The sequence below is a fragment of the Streptomyces flaveolus genome, assembly GCF_044765825.1.
GTDB lineage: Bacteria > Actinomycetota > Actinomycetes > Streptomycetales > Streptomycetaceae > Streptomyces > Streptomyces flaveolus.
Window position 1 is genome coordinate 424,970 of record NZ_JBIWKU010000002.1, and the last position, 21,076, is coordinate 446,045.

At 71.7% G+C, this 21,076-nt stretch carries 20 protein-coding genes; 6 read left to right on the forward strand and 14 right to left on the reverse strand.

Features of this window, described 5'->3' with window-relative positions; genetic code table 11:
- Positions 1–8 precede the first annotated feature (8 nt).
- Genes ACIRG6_RS07225 through ACIRG6_RS07235 form a run of 3 tightly spaced genes read left to right on the forward strand, consistent with a single transcriptional unit; the run spans position 9 to position 3,730 of the window.
- Entirely contained in the window at positions 9–947 is a 939-nt protein-coding gene (locus ACIRG6_RS07225) for a carbohydrate ABC transporter permease (protein WP_318216719.1), read from the forward strand.
- 2 nt (positions 948–949) lie between these two features.
- Positions 950–1,849, forward strand: a complete 900-nt coding sequence (locus tag ACIRG6_RS07230) for a carbohydrate ABC transporter permease (protein WP_364682649.1) — start codon at positions 950–952, stop codon at positions 1,847–1,849.
- A gap of 60 nt (positions 1,850–1,909) precedes the next feature.
- Positions 1,910–3,730 carry a glycoside hydrolase family 2 protein gene (locus tag ACIRG6_RS07235; RefSeq protein ID WP_403321381.1) on the forward strand — a complete coding sequence of 607 codons (1,821 nt, stop codon included), beginning with the start codon at positions 1,910–1,912 and terminating at the stop codon, positions 3,728–3,730.
- A 50-nt stretch (positions 3,731–3,780) separates the two neighbouring features.
- Here ACIRG6_RS07235 and ACIRG6_RS07240 read toward each other — a convergent pair whose 3' ends face one another.
- The 5 genes from ACIRG6_RS07240 to ACIRG6_RS07260 form a co-directional block, all read right to left on the reverse strand.
- On the reverse strand, positions 3,781–5,550 hold the full coding sequence (locus ACIRG6_RS07240) for an RICIN domain-containing protein (RefSeq protein ID WP_403321382.1): 1,770 nt from the start codon (positions 5,548–5,550) through the stop codon (positions 3,781–3,783).
- Between the two features lie 294 nt (positions 5,551–5,844).
- Complete coding sequence (locus ACIRG6_RS07245; protein ID WP_364682655.1) at positions 5,845–6,444, reverse strand: GNAT family N-acetyltransferase; 600 nt, start codon at positions 6,442–6,444, stop codon at positions 5,845–5,847.
- 216 nt (positions 6,445–6,660) lie between these two features.
- Complete coding sequence (locus ACIRG6_RS07250) at positions 6,661–7,362, reverse strand: hypothetical protein (protein WP_403321384.1); 702 nt, start codon at positions 7,360–7,362, stop codon at positions 6,661–6,663.
- Between the two features lie 143 nt (positions 7,363–7,505).
- On the reverse strand, positions 7,506–8,336 hold the full coding sequence (locus ACIRG6_RS07255) for an SDR family NAD(P)-dependent oxidoreductase (RefSeq protein WP_364822797.1): 831 nt from the start codon (positions 8,334–8,336) through the stop codon (positions 7,506–7,508).
- Complete coding sequence (locus ACIRG6_RS07260; RefSeq protein WP_403321387.1) at positions 8,333–9,838, reverse strand: DHA2 family efflux MFS transporter permease subunit; 1,506 nt, start codon at positions 9,836–9,838, stop codon at positions 8,333–8,335. The genes ACIRG6_RS07255 and ACIRG6_RS07260 overlap by 4 nt, the downstream gene beginning before the upstream one ends.
- Positions 9,839–10,036: 198 nt before the next feature.
- Between ACIRG6_RS07260 and ACIRG6_RS07265 the strand changes: the two genes are divergently transcribed.
- The 3 genes from ACIRG6_RS07265 (at position 10,037) to ACIRG6_RS07275 (ending at position 12,922) form a co-directional block, all read left to right on the forward strand.
- Positions 10,037–10,726 carry a TetR/AcrR family transcriptional regulator gene (locus ACIRG6_RS07265; RefSeq protein WP_364682663.1) on the forward strand — a complete coding sequence of 230 codons (690 nt, stop codon included), beginning with the start codon at positions 10,037–10,039 and terminating at the stop codon, positions 10,724–10,726.
- Positions 10,727–10,903: 177 nt separating this feature from the next.
- Positions 10,904–11,593 carry a response regulator transcription factor gene (locus tag ACIRG6_RS07270; protein WP_350722906.1) on the forward strand — a complete coding sequence of 230 codons (690 nt, stop codon included), beginning with the start codon at positions 10,904–10,906 and terminating at the stop codon, positions 11,591–11,593.
- Between the two features lie 237 nt (positions 11,594–11,830).
- A complete protein-coding gene (locus tag ACIRG6_RS07275; protein WP_435882949.1) occupies positions 11,831–12,922 on the forward strand; it encodes a cytochrome P450 in 1,092 nt (363 codons plus the stop codon).
- A 79-nt stretch (positions 12,923–13,001) separates the two neighbouring features.
- Here the strand turns inward: ACIRG6_RS07275 and ACIRG6_RS07280 are convergent, their stop codons facing one another.
- From ACIRG6_RS07280 to fabG, 9 genes are read right to left on the reverse strand one after another with little or no spacing between them, the layout of a single operon-like run.
- Complete coding sequence (locus ACIRG6_RS07280) at positions 13,002–13,835, reverse strand: NAD(P)H-binding protein (protein ID WP_403321390.1); 834 nt, start codon at positions 13,833–13,835, stop codon at positions 13,002–13,004.
- The gene (locus ACIRG6_RS07285; protein ID WP_364682669.1) at positions 13,832–14,515 is read right to left on the reverse strand and encodes an antibiotic biosynthesis monooxygenase family protein; all 684 of its coding nucleotides are present in this window, start codon (positions 14,513–14,515) and stop codon (positions 13,832–13,834) included. The genes ACIRG6_RS07280 and ACIRG6_RS07285 overlap by 4 nt, the downstream gene beginning before the upstream one ends.
- Positions 14,505–15,101, reverse strand: coding sequence for an NADPH-dependent FMN reductase (locus ACIRG6_RS07290; RefSeq protein WP_318216730.1), 597 nt, complete (start codon positions 15,099–15,101; stop codon positions 14,505–14,507). The genes ACIRG6_RS07285 and ACIRG6_RS07290 overlap by 11 nt, the downstream gene beginning before the upstream one ends.
- Complete coding sequence (locus tag ACIRG6_RS07295) at positions 15,098–16,330, reverse strand: MFS transporter (RefSeq protein ID WP_403321394.1); 1,233 nt, start codon at positions 16,328–16,330, stop codon at positions 15,098–15,100. Before ACIRG6_RS07295 ends, ACIRG6_RS07290 begins: the two co-directional genes overlap by 4 nt.
- Positions 16,327–17,346, reverse strand: coding sequence for an LLM class flavin-dependent oxidoreductase (locus ACIRG6_RS07300; protein WP_403321395.1), 1,020 nt, complete (start codon positions 17,344–17,346; stop codon positions 16,327–16,329). Before ACIRG6_RS07300 ends, ACIRG6_RS07295 begins: the two co-directional genes overlap by 4 nt.
- Positions 17,343–18,110 carry an SDR family NAD(P)-dependent oxidoreductase gene (locus ACIRG6_RS37710; protein ID WP_318216733.1) on the reverse strand — a complete coding sequence of 256 codons (768 nt, stop codon included), beginning with the start codon at positions 18,108–18,110 and terminating at the stop codon, positions 17,343–17,345. Before ACIRG6_RS37710 ends, ACIRG6_RS07300 begins: the two co-directional genes overlap by 4 nt.
- A complete protein-coding gene (locus ACIRG6_RS37715; protein WP_450152402.1) occupies positions 18,107–19,306 on the reverse strand; it encodes an FAD-dependent monooxygenase in 1,200 nt (399 codons plus the stop codon). The genes ACIRG6_RS37710 and ACIRG6_RS37715 overlap by 4 nt, the downstream gene beginning before the upstream one ends.
- Positions 19,307–19,308: 2 nt before the next feature.
- Positions 19,309–20,247, reverse strand: a complete 939-nt coding sequence (locus tag ACIRG6_RS07310) for an aromatase/cyclase (RefSeq protein ID WP_350722922.1) — start codon at positions 20,245–20,247, stop codon at positions 19,309–19,311.
- A 30-nt stretch (positions 20,248–20,277) separates the two neighbouring features.
- Positions 20,278–21,069, reverse strand: a complete 792-nt coding sequence (gene fabG, locus ACIRG6_RS07315; RefSeq protein ID WP_318216736.1) for a 3-oxoacyl-ACP reductase FabG — start codon at positions 21,067–21,069, stop codon at positions 20,278–20,280.
- Positions 21,070–21,076 lie beyond the last annotated feature (7 nt).

Genomic DNA, 21,076 nt, shown 5'->3' on the forward strand with positions numbered 1-21,076 from the left:
GCCGCATCGTGACCACCACCGCGCCCGACGGAGCCACGGCGCCCCCGCAGCCGCACCCCTCCGCGCCCCCGCCCGTCCCCCGTCGCCGCCTGTCTCTCTCCGGTAACGGAGGGCTGTTCGTCCTGCCGTTCCTGGTGTTCTTCGGGCTCTTCCTGGTCTGGCCCGTCGTCCAGGGCCTCTGGATGAGCCTCACCGACGCCTCCCTCTCCCTGCGCGGCACCGAGTTCGTCGGTTTCGCCAACTATGCCGAGGCGTTCGGTGATCCGGACGTCTGGAGCAGCCTCGGCAACACCGTCTTCTTCACCGTGATCTCCTGCGTACCGCTCGTCCTGGTGGCCCTGGCCATGGCCCTGCTGGTGCACAGCGGGCTCGCCGGCCAGTGGGTGTGGCGGCTGGCCTACTTCGCCCCCTACCTGCTGCCCGTCACGGTGGTCACGCTCATCTGGACGTGGCTCTACCAGCCCGACATCGGCCTGGGCAACCAGCTGCTGACGTCGCTGGGCCTGGAACCCGTCGGCTGGCTCTCGGACGAGTCGGTGGCGATGTGGTCCGTCGCGGCCCTCACCGTCTGGTGGACGGTCGGCTTCAACTTCCTGCTCTACCTCGCGGCCCTGCAGTCCCTGCCCGTCACCTACGACGAGGCCGCCGCACTCGACGGGGCCGGTGCCTGGCGTCGGCTGTGGTCCGTCACCCTGCCGCAGCTTCGGCACACCACCGTCCTGGTCGCCATACTCCAGATGCTCGCCTCGCTGAAGGTGTTCGACCAGATCTACATCCTCACCAAGGGCGGCCCCAACGGCTCCACCCGCCCGATCCTCGAGTACGTCTACGACGTCGGATTCACCGGATACCGGCTGGGCTACGCCTCGGCGGTCAGCTACGTCTTCTTCGCGATCGTCATCGTCATCTCCGTCGTACAGCTCCGCTTCTTCCGTCAGGAGGGCTGACCGTGTCCGCCGTCTCCACCCCCGTCCGCCGGCCGCACCGCCCCCGCCGCGAGGAGTCCGGCTCCCCCTTGCTGCTCGGCCACGGCCGGCTTCCCCGCTTGCTCGCCGGGACCGCGCTGACCGTCCTCGCCGCCGTCTGGCTGCTGCCCCTCCTCTGGGCGGTCGCCACCTCGGTACAGAGCGAGCAGGACGTGATGCAGCCGGGCCTGTCGCCGTTCAAGGGAGCCTTCACACTCTCCGCCTATCGGCAGATCCTGGAGCGCGGGAACGTTCCGACCTGGGCGTTCAACAGCGTGCTGATAGCCGCTCTGGTCACCGTGCTCACCGTGGCCATCTCGACGCTCGCCGCCTACGGGTTCTCCCGCGGCACCTTCCGCGGACGGCGTGCCCTCCTGGCCGTCACCGTCGCCGCGATCATGGTCCCGCCGCAACTGCTCATCGTCCCGCTCTTCGAACAGATGACGATGTTCCACCTGGTCGACACCTACGCGGCGGTCGTCCTGCCGCAGGTCGTGGCCCCGATGATGGTCTTCATCCTCAAGCGCTTCTTCGACGGGATCCCCCGCGAGCTGGAGGACGCCGCCCGGATCGACGGCGCCTCCGAACTGCGGGTCTTCCGGTCGATCGTGCTGCCGCTGTCCCGCCCGATCGTCTCCGCCGTGGCGATCTTCGTCTTCATCGGGGCGTGGAACAACTTCATGTGGCCCTTCGTCGTGACCAACGACCCGGACCTCATGACGCTCCCGGTGGGCCTCGCCACCGTCAAGGACGCCTACGGCATCCAGTACGCCCAGGCCATGGCGTCCGCCCTGCTGGCGGCGCTCCCGCTGATCGTGATGTTCCTGCTCTTCCAGCGGCGCATCGTCAACTCCGTGGCCACCACCGGCCTCGGGGGCACCTGACCCCACCGCTTCACCTGTCCGCGCCGGCCCGCCGGCCGCCACCACTTGACTGGAGTCCCTGTGCACACCCCCTCCGTCCCCCGTCCGGAGTACCCGCGACCGCAGTTCGTCCGTCGCGACTGGCTCAACCTCAACGGGACCTGGCAGTTCGAGACCGACCAAGGGGACAGCGGCCTCGAGCGGGGTCTCCTCGACCGCGCTCTCACCGGCGAGATCCTCGTGCCCTTCGCCCCCGAGTCCGAACTGTCGGGCGTCGGTGACACCGACTTCCTGGAAGCCGTCTGGTACCGGCGGCGGTTCACCCCGCCCGCCGAGTGGGCCGGCCGCCGGGTGCTGCTGCACTTCGGTGCCGTCGACCACGACACGACCGTATGGGTGGACGGCACCGAAGTGGTCCGCCACCGGGGCGGCTTCACCCCCTTCACCGCCGATCTCGGCGACCTCGCCCCGGGCCGGGAGGTGGAGATCACCGTCCGCGCCCGCGACCCGAAGTCCGGCCCCCAGGCCCGCGGCAAGCAGGCTGTCCAGTACGCCAACCACGACTGCAACTACACCCGCACCACCGGTATCTGGCAGACCGTCTGGGCCGAGCCGGTACCCGAGACGCATCTGCGCCGCCCCCGCATCACCCCCGACATGGCCGGCGCGGCCTTCTCCGTCGAACTGCCCCTGTCGTCCAACCGCCCTGGTCACCGCGTACGCGCCGTCCTCAGCGACGACGCGGGCGAGGTCTGCCGCGCCGAAGTGCGCGCCGACCTCGATCTGGCGCCCCGCCTGCACCTGGCCCTCCCGGAGGACCGGCGTCGCGAATGGAGCCCGGAGGACCCGTTCCTGTACGGCCTGCGGCTGGAACTCCTCGACGCGGACGGCGAAGTGGCCGACACCGTCGAGAGCTACGCGGGCCTGCGCGCCGTCGCCGTCCGCGGCAGGACCGTGCTCCTCAACGGACGCCCCCGCTTCCAGCGCCTCGTGCTCGACCAGGGCTGGTATCCGGACGGTCTGATGACCGCCCCCTCCGACGAGGCTCTGGTCCGTGACATCGAACTGGCCATGGAGGCCGGCTTCAACGGGGCCCGGCTGCACCAGAAGGTCTTCGAGGAGCGCTTCCTCTACCACGCCGACCGGCTCGGATACCTGGTCTGGGGCGAGTTCGGCGACTGGGGCTGCGAGGTCGGCGGGTCCTCGGGCGACAACCAGCGGCCCGACGCCTCCTTCGTCGCCCAGTGGCTCGAAGCCGTGGAACGCGACTACTCGCACCCGTCGATCGTCGGCTGGTGCCCGCTGAACGAGACCTATCAGAAGCTCCACGACCGCATCACCCAGCTCGACGACGTGACCCGGGCGATGTTCCTCGCCACGAAGGCCATGGACACGTCCCGGCCGGTGATCGACGCCTCCGGATACTCCCACCGGGTCCTGGAGACCGACGTCTACGACTCCCACAACTACGAGCAGGACCCGGCGGCCTTCCGGCAGCTCATGTCGGGACTGGCCAAGGGCGAGCCCTTCGTCAACGCCTACGAGAACGGCGCCGCCTACTCCCAGCCGTACCGGGGCCAGCCGTACTTCGTCAGCGAGTTCGGCGGGATCTGGTGGGACCCGGAGGCGGCCGCCGAGCAGTCCGGCAGCGACCGGACGGTGTCCTGGGGCTACGGGGACCGGGTGCGCACCGAGGACGAGTTCCACGAGCGCTTCGCCGGCCTCACCGGCGTACTGCTGGAGGACCCGGAGATGTTCGGCTACTGCTACACCCAGCTGACCGACGTCTTCCAGGAGCAGAACGGCGTCTACCGCTTCGACCGGGGCCCCAAGCTGGACGTCGCCCGCATCCGGGAGGCTCAGCTGAGGCCCACCGCGATCGAGGACACGGACGTCGGCTGACGGGCCGGGACGGAGGGTGCCCGCCCCTGGAGGGCGGGCACCCGGGTGTCTCAGAGCCGCTGGAGCTGCCAGAGCTGCGGCTGGAGGCCGTTGCAGGTCCACTGCTGGACGTTCGCGCCCGCCGAGCGAGAGCCCTGGGCGACGTCCAGGCATTGTCCGGCGGACTTCGCCACGAGGCGGTAATAGCCGCGCCCGGCGTTCTCCAGCCGCCAGTCCTGGGCCGGCTGGGCGTTGCAGTACCACTGGCGGACGTTCGTGCCGGGGGTGGTGGAGCCGTTCTCCACGTCCAGGCAGTGACCGCTGTTGCGGCCGGTGAGCGTGAAGTAGCCGGCGTCGCGCGCCCGCAGGGTCCACTCCTGCGGGCCCTGGCCGTTGCAGGTCCACTGCTGGACGTTGCCGCCCGCGGCACGGGAGTCACCGGCCACGTCCAGGCAGTGACCGCTGTTGGCGTTCACCAGCCGGTACCGCGCCCCGTCCACGACTCCGGCCGCGTCACCGCTGCCGGTGAGCGGACCGGTCGCCACGTACGGGCGGCAGACGTCGCCGTCCCAGTCGGTCGCGATCTCCAGCACCGTACGTCCGTCCGCGGAGGGCAGCAGCGGGGAGCTGTAGTTCGGGCAGTAGGTCGCGGTCGGGGCCGTGACCCGGACCGGGGCCACGATCTCGTACCAGGGGCCCGTGCCGTTCTCCGTGTTGGCCAGGATCGTGCGCCCGCTGTCCGCGGCAGGCGTGCCGTCACGGTTGAGGAGCTGCTGGCCGATCAGCAGGATCCGGCCGTTCGGTCCACCACCCGGTGCCGGGGCCCAGGCGATGGTGGGCGCCGCGCGGAAGTACTTGCCGTCCACGGTCTCCGGGCGGAAGCCCAGGGACGCGGGGTCGCCCCAGTTCCACCCGTCCGGAGAGGTTCGGTAGTGCACGACGCACTGGTACTGGCCGCCCGGATTGCAGATCTCGAAGCTCATGAAGTACGTGCCGTCGGGCAGCTTGCGCACCACGGGCATCCCGGGCCGGTCCGCTTCCCAGCCGCTGGCCACGGTATTGCGCCGGTCCTGCCAGTGGACCCCGTCATAACTGCGGGTGGCGGCCAGCTTCTGGCTGTGGGCCGGATCCGTCTCGTCGGCGTAGTGGCAGACGAGTGCTCCGTCGGCGGCCACGGAGAACTCAGGCTCCCACAGCCCGCCCGTCCCGGTCGCGGTGGCGCAGGAGGACAGGTAGGACCAGGTGCGGCCCACGTCGCCGCTCCGCCAGATGCGCAGCGCCATGCGCCGGTTCTGCTCGTCCTGCCCGGCCGAGGCGGCCCACAGGAGCGTACCGGCGGGCAGGGCGCCGACCTGCCGGGGAAGCTCGAACAGGGTGGCGCAGCACAGGCCCTGCCCGGCCGCCGACTCCGGATCGGTGACCCTGCCCACCTGCCGGAAGGTCGCTCCGCCGTCGGTGCTCTCGTGGACGGCGCCGATACCGTTGTTGCCGTCGAAGGTCACGACGCTCGCGAGCACCCGGCCGTTGGCGGCGCCGCTGTGCGCCAGCCGGACCGCCCGGGGGTAGAGACCGGTCCCGTTGCCCAGGGGCGTACCGGTGGCCGAGACAGAGGAACCGGACGCCCCGGTGTCCGCGGGGCGGGACGTGACAGGTGGCGCGGCCGCGGACGGCGCCGCGCCGGCCGGCGTGAGCGACAGGCCCAGTACCGCGGCAAGGACCGGCACCACGGCACGCGCAGCCCACCGGGCGCGGTGGCCGGCGGTCGTGGGCCCGGGGCGCGGGGGCCGGCCGGTGGAGGAAGGGTGGTTGCCGGGGCGGGGTGGTCGGAGTGAGCGGAGCACGGGTTTCCTTCCCTGGAGGCACGAAGGCGTGACAGGGCGACCGCGGTGCGGACCGCGGCTGTCGTCTCTTCGGATGTGCGTGCGGCGGGGCGGCAGAGGCCTACGGGGTGTTGCCGCCTTCTGACGGCGTCACAGTAGAGCTGCGTGTACATCGATGTAAATGGGTGTGCGGATCCCTGCTGCGCCGCATCCGCGGTACGTGACAGGGCCCGGCCCACCGGAACGTGGCCCTGCGTGGCCGGCCGCACGGGGGCTGTCGGTGGTTCGCCGTGGTGTGCGGGTGAGGCGCAGTGATCAGTTGGTGGGGTCAGCCGAGGCCGGGTGCCGAGTGACGGAACCGAGTGGCTGCCACTCCCGCCTGAGCAGCCCGTAGACCCACGAGTCGGAGACGTCGCCGTTGACGACGCAGTCCTCCCGCAACGTTCCCTCGCGCACGAATCCGAGCTTCTCCAGCACGCGGGCGGAAGCCACGTTGCGCGTATCGGCCTCGGCCTGGACGCGATTCAGGTCCAGCGTGTCGAACGCCCACCCCAGCAGAGCGCGCGCGGCCTCGGTCGCGTAGCCCTGGCCCCACGCTGACTCGTCGTAGCAGTAGCCCAGCGACGCGCTGCGGAAGTCCGGGTTCCAACTGTTCAGGGTGCACCAGCCGATGAACGCCCCGTCGGAGACACGGTCCACGGCCAGCCGTGCCCCGGTGCCCTCCTGTTCCATCCGCCGGCAAGCGGTGATGAACGCCTCGGCGCGCGAGCGTTCGGTCCACGGTGGCGAGTCCCAGTAACGCAGGATGCGGGCGCTGCTCTGCAGTGCGAAGAGGTCGTTCGCATCCGCGTCTTCGAAGGCACGCAGTCGAAGACGAGCGGTGTGCAACGAGGGGGTGGGCAGCGACGCCCTCATGTTCTCTCCCTGGTCGGTGGCCGACCCATCAGACAACCGACGCGGGTCACTCGCAACGGCTTTTCCCAGCGCCTGCGGTGTCCTGCCGATGCCGAATGCCGGGCTCGGCCGCGCCGAACTGCAGGAGACGGCCGACGCCGCCCAGCGCAACTGGCCACCGTTCTGAGCGCCGCCCGTCGTACGCATCCGGTCACAGCATCGGGCGCCCAGTGCGGGTCACCGCGGGCGGGTGCCGGTGTCCCTCGCGAAAACCGTGCTGAAGTGACGGTAGAGCCTTCCGGTACCGCCGAGTTCCTTGAGGACCGGCTCCCACACGGCCGCGATGTGCGCCGCGGCCTGTTCCTCGGAGAGCCACTCGGAGAAGCTGAGCACCTTGGTCCCGTCGAGGCTGATGGACAGATGGGCCGCGACCGCGCCGGGGTAGGCGCGGTCCTCGCCCTCCGTGCGTTCCTCGGACGCCAGCAGACCGTCGAGCCAGGCGCGGGCCGCGTCCTCGCCGGCGGTGTCGAAGAACGCGACCGGGAACGACTCGGGGAGCGGGACCGGTTCGGACACGGCGCTGCCCCGAACCGTGCGGTAGTGCCGGAACGGGATCGCCTGCGCCTGGAGGGCACCCTCGACCGCGTCGACGTCGCCACGCCATGCCGCGCTCTCGGGGCCCGCCAAGGCTTCGGTCAGTCGCCGCCGCGTCGCCCACTGGGTGTAGACGAGGACCGTCTCCTCCTGGCCGTCCACGTAGACGGTCAGGGATATCAGTCCGTCGGGCCAGTCGTTGCGCTCCCGCGTCTCGCGGGTCAGGGCCTCGGCCACCGCCCGTTGCCACCGCGGCCCGTCGCAGCGCACCGTGGTCACCAGGGCGACGGCGCTGTCCGCGGTGTCGAGGACGGGTCGGGCGGGGGCGGAAGGCGGATGCGACACGGGATCTCCTCGGCACAGCTCGGAACGGGTCGGTTCTGATGCGCGGGCGCGGTGGCCCGCGGGACGGATCCAGTCTCGACCGGCCGGGCGACCGTCCCCAAGGCCCGCCGTCTCAGAACTGCGCAAGTTCTTCGGCCAGAACGTCAACTCCGTGTCAGGAGTTGCTCGGTGATGCTGTCCAGGCGGCCGGCGGCCGCGCGATCGAAGCCGTGGGTGTCGACCCTGATCCGCTGCCCCTCGACGAAGGCGGTCAACGGGTCAGCGGGTGGATCGTCGAGGGCGGCGACGATCGGCGGCAGCGCGGCGGAGACGGGTTTCGCGTGCTGCTGCATCGACCGGATGTGCTCGAGCGTCTCCGCGTCGTACACACCGGAGAAGCCGGTCGCCGTCACCCCGGGGTGGATGAGTACGTACCGGATGCCGGTGGTGGCGCCGTACCGTTCGGCGAACGCCACGCCCAGCAGGTCGTTGAGCTTGCCGCCCTGGCCGAGGGCGGCGCCCCCGTGGTATCCGTGCCGCAGCTGCAGATCGTCCCAGCGCACGACGCCGAGGCCGGCGCCGGGGCCCGCGACGTTCACGACGACGGGCCGTTCCGCCTTGCGCAGGGACTCCACCAGCCCGTGGCCGAGGAGGTAGCGGCTCAGGTAGAAGAGGGCGAAGTTCTCCTCGTAGCCTTCCGCGGTGACGGTGCGGCGGTACTGGTAGTGCCGGGCGCAGAGGACCAGCGCGTCCACGGACGACGCCTCGCGCGTGATCTCGTCGACGGCCGCGGAGGTCTGGGCCAGCAGGCTCAGGTCTGCGGTCACGAACCGCGCCCGGTCCGCGGCGCCGTGCCGCTCGGCCCGCTCCAGGTAGGCGCGGCCCTTGGCAGGGTTCCGCCCGATGACGAACACCGTGTCGCCCCGGGCCAGATGCCGCTCGGCCAGGGCCTTGCCGATGCCGTCCGTGCCTCCGGCGATGACGAGGGTCTTCACTTCGGGTCTCCTTGCGTCGTCACGACGGACCGCGCACCGGCCTCGTCCTCGTGGCCGGGCCGTTCCGGTGCCGCCGTGGCCGGGGCATCGGGGTCGTCCTGGCCGTCCTTCGCTTCTGGGCGGCCCGGGAGTTGGGTGGAGGCGGCCAGGGTCACCAGGAGCGCGATCGTCACCGTCCATGCGGCGGCGCGGAAACCGCGTACGGCGTCGCCGTCGCCCACGGTCTGCACGACGAGCGCGACGGTCGCGATGCCGATCGAGGCGCCGAGCTGGTTGAGCATGTAGAGGACCGAGCTGCCCTGCGGCACCAGGGCCGGTGGCAGGGTCCGGTACAGGGAGGCGATGGTCGGGGCGCCCACCGAGCCGAGCCCGAGCCCGAGCGTGAACGCGATCAGCGCCGTGAGGGCCTCGGGGGTGTGCGCGCCGACCTGAGTGAAGGCGAGCGCACTGAGCCCGGCGACGACACCGCCCGCGAGGACGGGACGGCGGGAGCCCAGCCGGTCGGACAGCCGTCCGGTGAGGGGCATGGAGAGAGCGGATCCGACGCCCAGCGGCGCGAGGAGCAGTGCCGCGGCGAACGTGCCGTGCCCGCGGGCCTGCTGGTAGTAGAGCGGCAGCGCGAAGAGGCTCGCGAAGGTGGCGAGTCCGACCAGCGAGCCGACCGTCACGCTGGCGGAGAAGCTGCGCCGGGTGAACAGCCGCAGGTCGATGAGGGGAGGTGTGCGCCGGGCGCCGAGGGCGTGCACCGCGTACCCGGCGAGCAGGACGATCGCGGCAGCGAGCGGGACGAGTACCTGCCAGGTGGCGAAGGCGGCGCGCTCGGCGCTCTGCGACAGGGCGAGCACTCCCGCGGCGACGCCCGGACCGATCAGGGCGAGACCGACGACGTCGAGGCGCGACACCTCGCGCGCGGAGTCGGGTGCGTCATCGGGGACGACGACGCGGGCGAGCAGCAGGGCGACGATCCCGATCGGGATGTTGACCAGGAACATCCAGCGCCAGGGCAGTCCCTGCAGGATGATGCCGCCGATCACCGGTCCGAGGACGGGACCGCTGGACCCGACCACGCCCATGAGCCCCATGACACGTCCGGCCCGTCCCGGGCCCGCGGCGCGGGCGAGGAGGGTGAGCATCAGCGGGTCGATCAGGCCCGCTCCCAGGCCCTGGACGACGCGGAAGACGATGAGGCTCGCGGCGTCCCAGGCGAGCCCCGATCCGATGGAGCCGGCGAGGAAGACGACGAGGCCGAGCAGCCACAGGCGTCGGCCGCCGAACCGGTCGACGGCCCAGGTGGTGACGGGGATGGAGAGGGTGACGGCCAGCAGGTAGCTGGTGGAGACCCAGCTGATGGTGGCCAGTGAGGTGTCCAGGTCGTGGGCCAGGGTGTCGGCCGCGACGGCGATCATCGAGCCGTCGAGGATCCCCATGATCCCGCCCAGCAGGATGACCCCGATCAGTCGCCGCAGTGCGGGATCGAGGCGTCCGTCCGGTAGTTGCGCCATGACTGTCTCCGAGATTCGAGCGGAACAGGGCGAGCGGAAAAGCCGTGTGCGGGGCCGGGGCGAACGGTCACGGACCACGCCCTCGCCGACTGCACCGGCTAGTGCACTTTATGGGTCAGCGGAGTCTGATTGCAATGGCTGTCATAGTTGATTGAACCCACTGGTGCAGTTTCTGGCACGACTGGGTACGATGGCCCGGTGACCGGAGCAAGCGCAGCGAGGAAGACGGGCAGGGCGGCCCCGCGGGCGGCGTCCCGCGGACGTATCGACAAGCGGGAGGCGATCCTGAGTGCCGCGTTCGCGGTGTTCTCCCAACGCGGCTACGCCCGCGCGTGCATGGAGGAGATCGCGGAGGTGGCGGGCGTGGCGAAGCACACCGTGTACAACCATCTCGGCGACAAGGAGAACGTCTTCCGCAGTGCGCTCGAAGCGGCCGCGGACACCGTCATGGCCGAGAACCTGACCGTGGTCGAGCTGCTGACCCTCGACGGACACGGGTCCACGGCCGGCGACGAGGAGTTGCGTGCGACGTTCGAGGACGTGGCGCACCGTCTGCTGCTCCAGTGTTGTGACGACCGGTCGTGGGCGTTGCGGCGGCTGCTGTACGCGGAGGTGGCCCGGTTCCCCGAGCTTCTGGAGATCGTCTGGGGCCGCGGCGCGAGCCGTCTCCAGCAGTCCCTCGCCGATCGTCTCGCCCGTCTGTCGCTGGCCGGGCGGCTGCGCCCGTGTGATCCGGCGGAGGCCGCCGAACAGTTCCTCGCGCTGCTCACCGGCCCGATGGAGCGGCGTTCCCGCCTCGGCACCCACGCGGTGGACGAGGAGGAGCTGCGCGCCGTCGCGGGGTCGGCCGTACGCACCTTCCTGCTGGCCTACGGGCGGCCGGCCTGACCTCTCCGCGCTCCGCCCCGCGCTCCTCCTTCCACTCGACGGCGTCCTCGTGAACGACGATGAACTCCTGTGAACGCCCCTTTAAAGCCGCAGTCGTCCCCTCCCCGCTCCGTCGATGCGGGTGAACCATCAGGCATGTGCGGCTTGTCGAACGACTACGGCAACGAGGGAGGCACCATGCACATAGTGATGGCGGGCACCGCTACGGACGGGTCCGGCTCGCCCGTGACGCGTCTGGAACGACTCGGCCACAGCGTCACTTGCGTCACCACCGGCGCCGCGGCGCTGGAGGCGCACCAGGACGCGGAACTGATTCTGCTCGACCTGGACCTGCCGGACATCGACGGTCTGGAGGTGTGCCGCCGCATCCGGGCGCTCACGAGGACACCGGTCATCGCCTTCACCGACAGCGGTACCGAACTCGACCGTGTCCTCGGGCTGCGGGCCGGTGCCGACGACTGCCTCGACAAGCCGTACGAATTCCGCGAACTGGTCGCCCGTATCGACGCGGTGACCCGCCGGACGCGGCCGCGGGAGACGGACCGGGAATCGCTGACGGTGGTGTCCATCGGCGGTCTGTCCATCGATGCGGCGTCCCGCGAGGTCATGGTGCGCGGGCGCCCTGTCGATCTGACCCGGAAGGAATTCGATCTTCTCTACTATCTCGCCCGGCACTCCGAGAAAGTCGTCAGCCGGCAGCGCCTGATGACGGAGATATGGGAGGATCCGAGGCCGCAAGAGCTCGGGCCTCGCGCCAGCCGCACCGTCGACACCCATGTGAGCTCCCTGCGCAGCAAGTTGGGCGACAGAGGATGGATCCGCACGGTGCGGGGGGTCGGTTTCCGGGTGGGGCACGGCTGCTCTTGACGGCGAATTGTGAATAAGTGGTTGTTGCCCTGACGATCGCGTCCTGGATCCCGGCCTAGAGTCGAACGGACGGCATCCGCCCGATTCAGCGACGGAGATTCCCGTATGACATCCACCGATTCTCGTTCACCTGAGAAATCCTGCCCCTTTCTCGCCTCGGACTTCACCTCGGAACGCCTTGAGGTCGACCCGAGGTATGCGCAATTGCGTCGCACGCGGCCGGTGAGCCGTGTGACCATGCCCCATGGTGGCGACGCCTGGCTGATAACCCGCTACGACGACGTCCGCGCGGCGCTCGCCGACCCCCGGCTCAGCCGGGCCGCGGGCATCGGCAAGGACGTGCCCCGCTCCAGTCCGCTCATCCAGCAGGCCGAGTCGCTTCTCAGCATGGATCCGCCGGAACACACGCGGTTGCGCCGGCTGGCCGCCAAGGCGTTCACCGTGCGGCAGGTGGAGGCCGTCCGGCCGAGGGTGCAGGCCATCGTCGACGGACTCGTCGACCGGCTGGAGGAGTCCGGCTCCCCCGCCGACCTGGCGAGCGGGCTCGCCTGGCCGATGGGCATCACGGTGATCTGCGAGACGTTCGGTATCCCGGAGGAGGACCGGGCCCGGTTCCGGGCCTGGACCGACGAGATGATGGCGCTCACGGTCGCGGACCCGACGGCGATCCAGGCGGCGCGGGACGGCCTCGACGCCTATCTGCGCGGCCTCATCGCACGCCGGATCGCCGAGCCGGGCGACGACCTGCTCAGCCGGCTCGTCACGGCTCGAGAGGGCGCCGACCAGCTCACCGAGGCCGAACTGGGCATCTTCGCCGTGGACCTGCTGACGGCCGGCCACGAGACCACCGCGAACCAGACGGGCAACTTCCTGTTCACGCTGCTGTCCCGGCCCCGCCTGTGGGACTCCCTGGTCGAGGACCCCGGCCTCGTGCCCTCGGCCGTGGAGGAGCTGCTGCGCTACACGCCGCTCGCCACCAGCGTCGCGCCGTTCTCCCGGATCGCCGTCGAGGACTTCGAGTTCGGTGGTGAGGTGATCCGTGCCGGTGACGCCGTCGTCGCGCAGAACGACTCGGCCAACCGGGACGAGAGCGTCTTCGAACGCCCGGAGGAGATCGACTTCACCCGCGCTCCCAACCCGCATCTCGCCTTCGGGCACGGTGCCCACCACTGCCCCGCCGCACCGCTGGCGCGGCTGGAACTGAACATCGCCATCGGTACGCTGGTCCGCCGGCTGCCCGGGCTGCGCCTTGCGGTGCCGGTCGACGAGGTCGTGTGGCAGAGCAACCGGGTGATGCGTGGCGTCAAGGAACTCCCTGTGAAGTGGTGACACCCGCGCGGACGCCGACGGCGCGGCGCCTCCCCTCGGTGGGGTGGCACCGCGCCGTCGGTGTGTGGCCGCTGCCGGCTCAGCGGAAGGATTCCGCGTGCTCCCGCGCCCACGCGGCGAAGGACACGGCGCTGCGCCCCAGTACCCGCTCCGCGTCGGTCGACGGTGCCGCCGGGCGGCCGTCGCGCTGCTCCTGGTAGGTCAGGAGGGTGTCCGCGAACGCCTCGGGCAGCACCGCGGTCAACTGCGCGCGCTGCTCCTCCCGGCCGATCCGCTCCACGGCGACCGGGACGCCGGTGGCCTGCCCGATCAGCTCCGCCTGTCGGCGCGCCGACAGCGACTCGGGGCCGGTGATCCGCAGCACGGCGCCCCGGTGGGCGTCGTCGAAGAGGGCGCGGAACGCCACCTCCGCGAGATCCCTTTCGTGCACGGGCTCGCTGTACGTGTCGGGGTAGGCCAGGCGCAGGCCCCGGCCCGCACGGATCGGTGCCGCCCACTGCAGGGCGTTGGCGGCGAACGCGCCGGGGCGCACGAATGTCCAGCCCAGGGCCGAGGAGCGCAGTGCCTCTTCCACTTCGAGGTGCAGGCGGGCGATGGGGCTCTCCTGCGCGCCGCCCGCGTCGATCGCCAGCGACGACAGGAGGACCACGTGTTCCACCCCGGCGTCCACGGCCTCCCGGACGAACTGCCGGGCGGTGCCGGGATGTGCGTACAGGAAGACCCGGCGGATCCCCTTGAGTGCCGCGGGGAACGTGCCCGGGTCGCCCAGGTCCAGGTGGACGGGCGGTTCCCCGCCGGCCGGGTCCGTCTCCCCGCCGGCACTCGCGGCCCGGACCGGGACGCCGGCGTCGCGGAGGAGACGGAGCACCCCGCGTCCGACGCGGCCGCGGACTCCGGTGACGAGGACGGTCATGGCGTGCTCCTGCCGCTCGGGGTGACGTGCTGTCGCGGGTCGATGCTGTGGTGCAGGTGGTAGCGCTTGAAGCCGATGGGGCGAACGCCCGGGGTGGCGCCGGTGGCGCGCAGGGTGGCCTGCCGGGTGGTGCCGCGCAGGAAGGCCTCGTGTGCCTCGTCGCTCGTCCACTCCGCGTAGTTGAGCACGCGGCTGCCGTCGGTGCTGGTGTGGAAGTGCGCCGTGAGCATGCCGCGGTGCTGCTCTTCGGGGGCGCCGTCGAGCGCCTCGACGACGGCCTCGATGATGCGTTCCTGCCGTTCGGCGCCGTCCACGTCGAAGGCGGCCACGACCACGCAACCGGGCGCGGAGGACGAGGTGCCGCGGACGACGCTGCGGCGCAGCCGGTACTCGACGGCTTCGGCGCGGGCGGTGCCGGTCAGGGTTCGGACGAACGGCCGGTAGGAGTCGGCGTGCCGGGCCTGGACGTAGGTGAGGACGGTGTCGTTGTCGGTGCCGAGGTAGGCGTGGAAGGCGATGACGCCGTCGGGCCGGGCGTCGCGCCACTGGCCGGCCACCTCGTCGAGCAGGGCGAGGCCGGCCGCCCGGCCGGGCACGTACCACTGGGTGACGAAGACCGCGTGGGCGTCGGGGCGCCGGATGTCCGGGTACGCGGGTGCGGGCAGGGTGTCACGAGCCATAGGGGTGCTCCTGCCGTGCGGTGCGCAGCGCCCGCGCCCACCAGTGCAGTTGGTCGAGCAGCGCCTTTGCCGCGGCGTCCGCGGCGGGGTCCAGGGCCGCTCCGTGCGTGTCGAAGCGGTCCCAGGCGGTGTGGAAGCTGACGGTCTCACGCACCGTCACCGCGTGCAGTTCGGCGAAGACCTGGCGCAGGTGCTCCACGGCCCGCAGGCCCCCGGCCAGTCCCCCGTACGAGACGAGGCCGACCGGCTTGGCGGCCCACTCGGTGAGGAACCAGTCGAGGACGTTCTTCAGCGAGGCGGGGAAGCTGTGGTTGTACTCGGGGGTGACGACGGCGTACGCGTCGGCCCGGGCGAGTTCGTCGTGCAGTTCGTCGCGGACGGCGGCGGTCTCGGGCGGCGGCTCGTGGCCGGGCTCGGGCAGGGTCACGGGCAGCGGGAAGTCCCGCAGGTCCACGGTGCGGACGACGAGTTCGGGGCGGGCGCGGGCGCGGTCGGCGAACCAGTCGGCGACCGTGGGGCCGAGGCGTCCGTCCCGGACGCTGGCCGTGAGGACGACGAGGGTGAGCGGGTCGTGCGGGGCGGTCATGCGGGGGCCTTTCCGTCGGAGGCGGACGCGGTGGACAGCGCCGCCGTGAGGCCCACGGCGGCGACGGCGGTGATCAGGGCGAGGGCAGGCCGTTGTCCGTGTCCCGCGCCGAGCAGCCAGGCGGTGAGCGGCAGCATCGGAACGGCGCCGAGCTGTACGGCCGCCTGATAGGCGCGGACGGCGGCGGGCCGGTCCTCGTCGGCTGCCGACGAGGCGGCGCGCAGGTTGAGCGCGGCGAAGGACAGCACGAAACCGGCGCCGACGAGCAGCAGGGTGGGCAGGATCCCGGTGACGTACGAGGTGGGGGCCGGCCGTGCGAGCAGCAGGGCGTAGCCGACGAGCGGTGCCGCTGCGCCGAGGGTGATCAGCCTCGCCGTGCCGTAGCGGGCCGTCATGCGGCCGGCGAAGGGCACGGTCACGGCGAGCGGGAGGCAGGCGGGCAGCAGGGCGAGCGCGTTCTGCCAGGGCGACCAGTGGAGTCGTTCCTGCAGGTGGAAGGTGAGGAGGAACAGCAGGCTGTGATAGGTGCCGTTCAGCGTGGCGGCGCCGACCGCCGTGCGCAGCAGGGTGCCCTCGCGCAGCAGCCGCAGCACGGGCCGTCCAGCCCGGGGCGCCCGGGGGACGTCCGGCAGCAGCCGCAGGGCGAGGAGGAGCAGGATCAGGGCGAGCGGCGCGGGGAACCACAGGGTCCAGCGCCAGCTCGCCCGGAGCAGCGCCCCGGACAGCAGGAGGCCCGCCGTGAAACCGGTGGCGCCGCACAGGGAGTAGACGGAGACGGCGCGGCGCCTGCGCGGTCCGTCGGGGAACGCGGTGGCGATGAGGGCCAGGCCGGCCGGGGCGGTCAGGGCGGCGCACGCGCCCTTGAGGACGCGCGTGGCGACGAGGAGCGCGGGGTCGTCGGTGAAGCCGCCGGCGAGGGAGGCCGCGGCGAAGCCCAGCATCGCCGCCAGGTAGAGGCGGCGGGTGCCCAGCCGGGCGACGAGCCGCGCCCCGAGGATCAGCAGCAGGGCGAAGCCGAGGGCGAACCCGCTCATCAGCCACTGCACGGCCTCGGCCGACAGGCCGAGCTGCGCGCGGATGGTGGGCAGGGCCACCAGGACCACGGACACCTCGATCGCGTCGAGGATCATGTTGGCCGACAGGATCAGCAGGACGACCCGGTTCCTGCCGTCCCGGTCCTGGCCGCTGCGCGCGGCCGTGCCGGCCGGGTGGGCCGCGGTGCCGGTCATGGCGCGGCGCGGGCGAGGAGCGGCGGGAGCTGCTCGGTGATCAGCTCCACGTTCTCCGTCACCAGGTCGTCCGGCATCCCGGCGATGCTCGCCCAGAAGATGAGGTGGCGTACGGGCAGTCCCGCGGTGAGGTCCTTGATGCGGGCAGCCGCGTCCTCGGGAGTGAGGATGTCGAGCAGTCCGCGGGTGTCCTCGGCGTCCGGGTCCCGCAGGTCCTCCAGGGCCAGCGGCGGCGGGCCGTCCTGGCCGGTGCCCTGCAGGGCACCCTGCCGGTAGGAGTTGACCTGGTGCAGCAGGTGCGGGCCGATACGCTGCCAGGCCGCCTCGGGGTCGCGGGAGAGGATGATCGGCAGCAGGTCGCCGACCCGGGCGGTGTCGGGCGCATGGCCGCCTTCGGCGAGGCCCTTGAGGTAGTGCTCGTAGCCCGTCCGGGAGATGTGCAGCAGGCCGAGGCCGAGGCGTCCGGCGATGCGTGCGCCGCGCGGCCCGTAGAACCCGCCCCACACCGGCGGCGGGTCCTGGAGGGGCGCGGGGGTGATCTCCTTGTCGCGCCACAGTCTGAGGATCTCGGTGATGTTCTGCTCGGTGTGCCGGAAGCGGCGCCCGAACGGGGCGCCGAACAGGTCGTACTCGGGTCGCCGGTAGCCGGCGCCGAGGCCGAGTTCGAGGCGGCCGCCGCTGATCAGGTCGACGAGGGCTGCCTGTTCGGCGAGGTCGACGGGGTGGTGCAGCGCGGGCAGGACGACGGAGGTGCCGATGCGGGCGTTGCGGGTGCGGGCCGCGACGGCGGCGGCGAAGGTCAGGGGCTGCGGCAGGTAGCCGTCTTCGAAGAGGTGGTGTTCGGTGAACCAGAGGCCGCCGACGCCTCGCCGGTCGGCCTCCTCGCACAGCTCCAGCGTCTGTGCGTAGTGGGCGGCCCGCGGGCGGTGCCACTGGTCGGGGTTGCGCAGGTCGAAGAGGAGTCCGACGTCCACGGTGTGCTGGTCCTTGGGTAGGGGGGCGGGCGGCAGGCTCATCCGAGGAGGGTCCCGCCGGTGGCGTCGATGAAGGCCCCGGTGATCCAGCGGGCCTCGTCGGTGGCGAGGAACGTCACGACGTCGGCCACGTCACCGGCCTCGCCGACGCGGTGGAAGGCGGAGAGCGCCGCCATCTGCTCGACGGCCTCGGGGATGTCGAACACCGCACTGCCGTTGTTCGTGATGCCGGGCGCCACGCTGTTGATCGTGATCCCGCGCGGGGCGAGGTGACGTGCGAGGTGCAGGGTGAGCTGCTCGATGGCACCCTTCGTCATCGCGTACGCGGTCTGATCGGGGTTGGCGACGCGGGTCAGGCCGGAGGAGATGTTGATGACGCGGCCGCCCTCGGGTATCTGCGGCAGGGCGCGTTGCAGCAGGAAGTACGGGGCCTTGGCGTTGACGGCGAAGAACCGGTCGAACTGCTCCGGCGTGAGGTCCTCGGGGGCGATGCCGCTCTGGGTGGTCTCACCGGCGTTGTTGACGACGATGTCGAGGGTGGTGCCGCCGGTGCGTTCCTTCAGGCCTGCCTCCAGGGCGAGGAAGAGTTCGTGCACGTCGCCGGGGACGCCGAGTTCGGCGCGGACGGTGAAGCCGCGCCCGCCGTCCTTCTCGATGAGGTCCAGGGTCTCCTTGGCGGCCGTTTCGTTGCCGGCGTAGTGCACGGCGACGAGCGCGCCCTCGCGGGCGAGCCGGACGGCGATGGCCCGGCCGATGCCGCGGCTGGAGCCGGTGACGAGAGCGGTCTTTCCGGTGAGTCGGGTCATGCGGCAACTCCTGGGGAATCGTGGGGTGTCGGGAATACGTCGACGCCGCTGATGACGCGGGCGAGGTGCCCGCACACCTCGTCGAGGCCGAGCAGTTCGGCGAGGACCGCGCGCAGTCCCTCGACCTCGGGGCCGCCGAGGAGCAGCCGGGACTGGGCCCGGATCCCGGTGAGGGCGCGGGCGCCGACGCGGTGGCGCAGCCGGTCGTAGTCGTCGAGCCCGGCTTGCGGGGACCGGCCGGTGGCGAGGCCGGCGAGCCGGTGTCCGAGGGCCGCGGCGTCCTGGAGGCCGAGGTTGAGGGCCTGTCCGCCGACCGGCATCTGCACGTGGGCGGCGTCTCCGGCGAGCACGACACGGCCCTTGACGTACCGGTCGGCCTGGCGGCTGGTGTCGTCGAAGGCGTCGAGCCACACGGGGGTGCCGTGTCCGATGTCCTCGCCGGTGACCTTCGCCCAGGCCGCCACGACTTCGTCGAAGGCCGGAGGGCCGGTGCGCGGCCCGGGTACGGCGCCGTGCAGGTGCACCATGATCCGGGTGGTGCCGTCGGGCCAGCGGTGGGCGGTGGCGAGGCCGTGGGGGTGGCGTTCGAAGCGCCGGTCGGGCACGCCGATGCCCGCGACGTCGGCGCGCAGCATCTCGAGGGTCGCGTCGTCGCCGGGGAAGTCGAATCCGGCGAGCTGCCGTACCGTGCTGCGTTCACCGTCGCAGCCGACGACGTACGAGGCCGCGAACCGGCGGGGTCCGGCGCCGAGTTCGATGCCGGAGACGACGACCCGGTCCGGGTACTGGTGCAGCCCGGTGACGGCGTGGCCGCGGCGCACGGTTGCCCCGAGGCCGGTGGCCCAGGTGTACAGGGTGGCTTCGAGCCGGGTCTGCGGGCATTTCCACTGTCCGGCGTAAGGGTGCCCGGGGGCGGCGGCCCGCAGGTCGAGCGGGAGCCCGCCGAAGTGGCCGGGCCCGCCGTCGGGCAGCGGACCGAGCCGGTCGAGGATGCCCCGTTCGGCGAGGATCTCCATGGTGCGCGTGTGGAGGGTGGAGGCCCGTGACTCGGTGACCGGCGCGGTGAGCTGTTCGAGGACGGTGACGCGGGCGCCGGCCCGGCGCAGGTCGCCGGCGAGCAGCAGGCCCACCGGTCCGGCGCCGACCACGATGACGTCGGTGTGGTCGGGCGCGCCCGTCTCCGGGAGGGAGTTCATGGTCAGCGCCGCGCTTCCGCGTACCGCTTGGCGTGGCCGAGGGTCGCGCGGCTGTTCCCGCCGAGGGCTTCCCGGATGAAGGCCCGGGCCTCGGGGACGCCGGCGTCGGCGCCGAGCACCTGGGTGATGGCGTCGGGGTTGAGGACGACCGTGTGCTGGGACGTGGCGGTGGTGACGCCGTCGGGACCCTCGTCGAGCTGCCAGTAGCCGGTGTGCAGGGTGAGCAGGGCGGGCAGCGTGGTCTGCTTGTAGGCGATCCTGTGATGGGGGAAGGCCACCCGCACGGATTCGGTGGTGTGGGTCGAGCCGTCCTTGGTGCGGGTGTCCATGCGCAGGGTCTGCAGCCCCGGGGTGTCCTCGGTGAATTCGACGGAGGCGACGTGGGGCAGCCGCTCCGTCCACCGGTCGGCCTCGTTGAGGAAGTCGAACACGTCCTTGGCGGAGCCTTCGACGCGGACGCTGTCCTCGAAGGAGAGGGTGAGCTCGCCGGCCTGCGCGGTGAGTTCCAGATTGCTTTTCAGTGCGGGCAGTTCGGCTCGGCTGTTGCGGTCGACGGCCGCGTCGATCCAGGCGAGGGACTCGGGGTCGTCGTCGATGGCACGGTAGGTGTGCAGCAGGCGTACGCGGGTCTCCTCGGCGGTGACGGGTTCGATGATCCAGGTGCCGGTCATCTCGGCGACCGGGGGCGCGGAGACCTCCTGCCAGAAGCGGATGCGCAGGGCCTCGGGGTCGAGGACGCGACGGGAGGTCCAGTTCTTGGCCTCGCCGTTGGCGGTGGCCCAGATGCGTATCCGCTCCTCGTCTCCGTCGCGTTCCAGGTAGTCGACGTAGACGGAGGGCGGGAAGAGGCGGGGCCAGTTCTCCACCTCGGCCAGCAGCCGGTACACGTCGGCCGCGGCCGCCCGCACCGTGATGTCGTGCTCGACCTCTCGTACGGTCATGACTGAGCTCCTCTCGGGTGTGTGCGGGGGCTAGAAGTTGCCGAGGCCGCCGCAGACGTTGAGTGCCTGCGCGGTGATGGAGGCCGCGGTGTCCGAGGCGAGGTAGCCGACGAGGCCGGCCACTTCCTCGGGGGTCGAGTAGCGGCCGAGCGGGATCTTGGCCTGGAACTTGGTGAGGATGGCGTCCTCGGTCGTCTCGTAGGCGGTGGCGTAGCCCTGGCGCACGCGCTGGGCCATGGGTGTCTCGACGTAGCCGGGGCATACGGCGTTGACGGTGATGCCGGTGGGGGCCAGTTCGTTGCCGAGGGCCTTGGTGAAACCGACGACGCCGTGTTTGGAGGCCGAGTACGGGGCTCCGAGGACGACGCCCTGCTTCCCGGCGGTGGAGGCGATGTTGATGATGCGGCCGCGGTCCTTGGTGCGCAGACCGCCGGCGTTGAGCACCTCCCGGGTGACACGGAAGACACTGGTGAGGTTGGTGTCGATGACGTCGTCCCACAGTTCGTCGGCGAGGTCGGCGGTGACCCCTCCCCCGCTGCGGCCCGCGTTGTTGACGAGGACGTCGACGGGCCCGTAGCGGTCGACCGCGGCACGTACGAACTCCCGTACGTCGTCGGGCGAGCGCACGTCGAGGACGGAGCCGTCGACGTCCAGTCCCTCTTCGCGCAGTTCCTTGACGGTGGCGGTCACGTTGTCGGCGTTGCGTGCGCCGATGAACACCCGGTGGCCCTGGGTGGCGAGCAGCCGTGCGACGGCGAGCCCGATGCCGCTGGTCGCCCCGGTCACCAGCGCGACGCGCGGTGTGGTCGTCCTGTCGGTCATGCCGGTC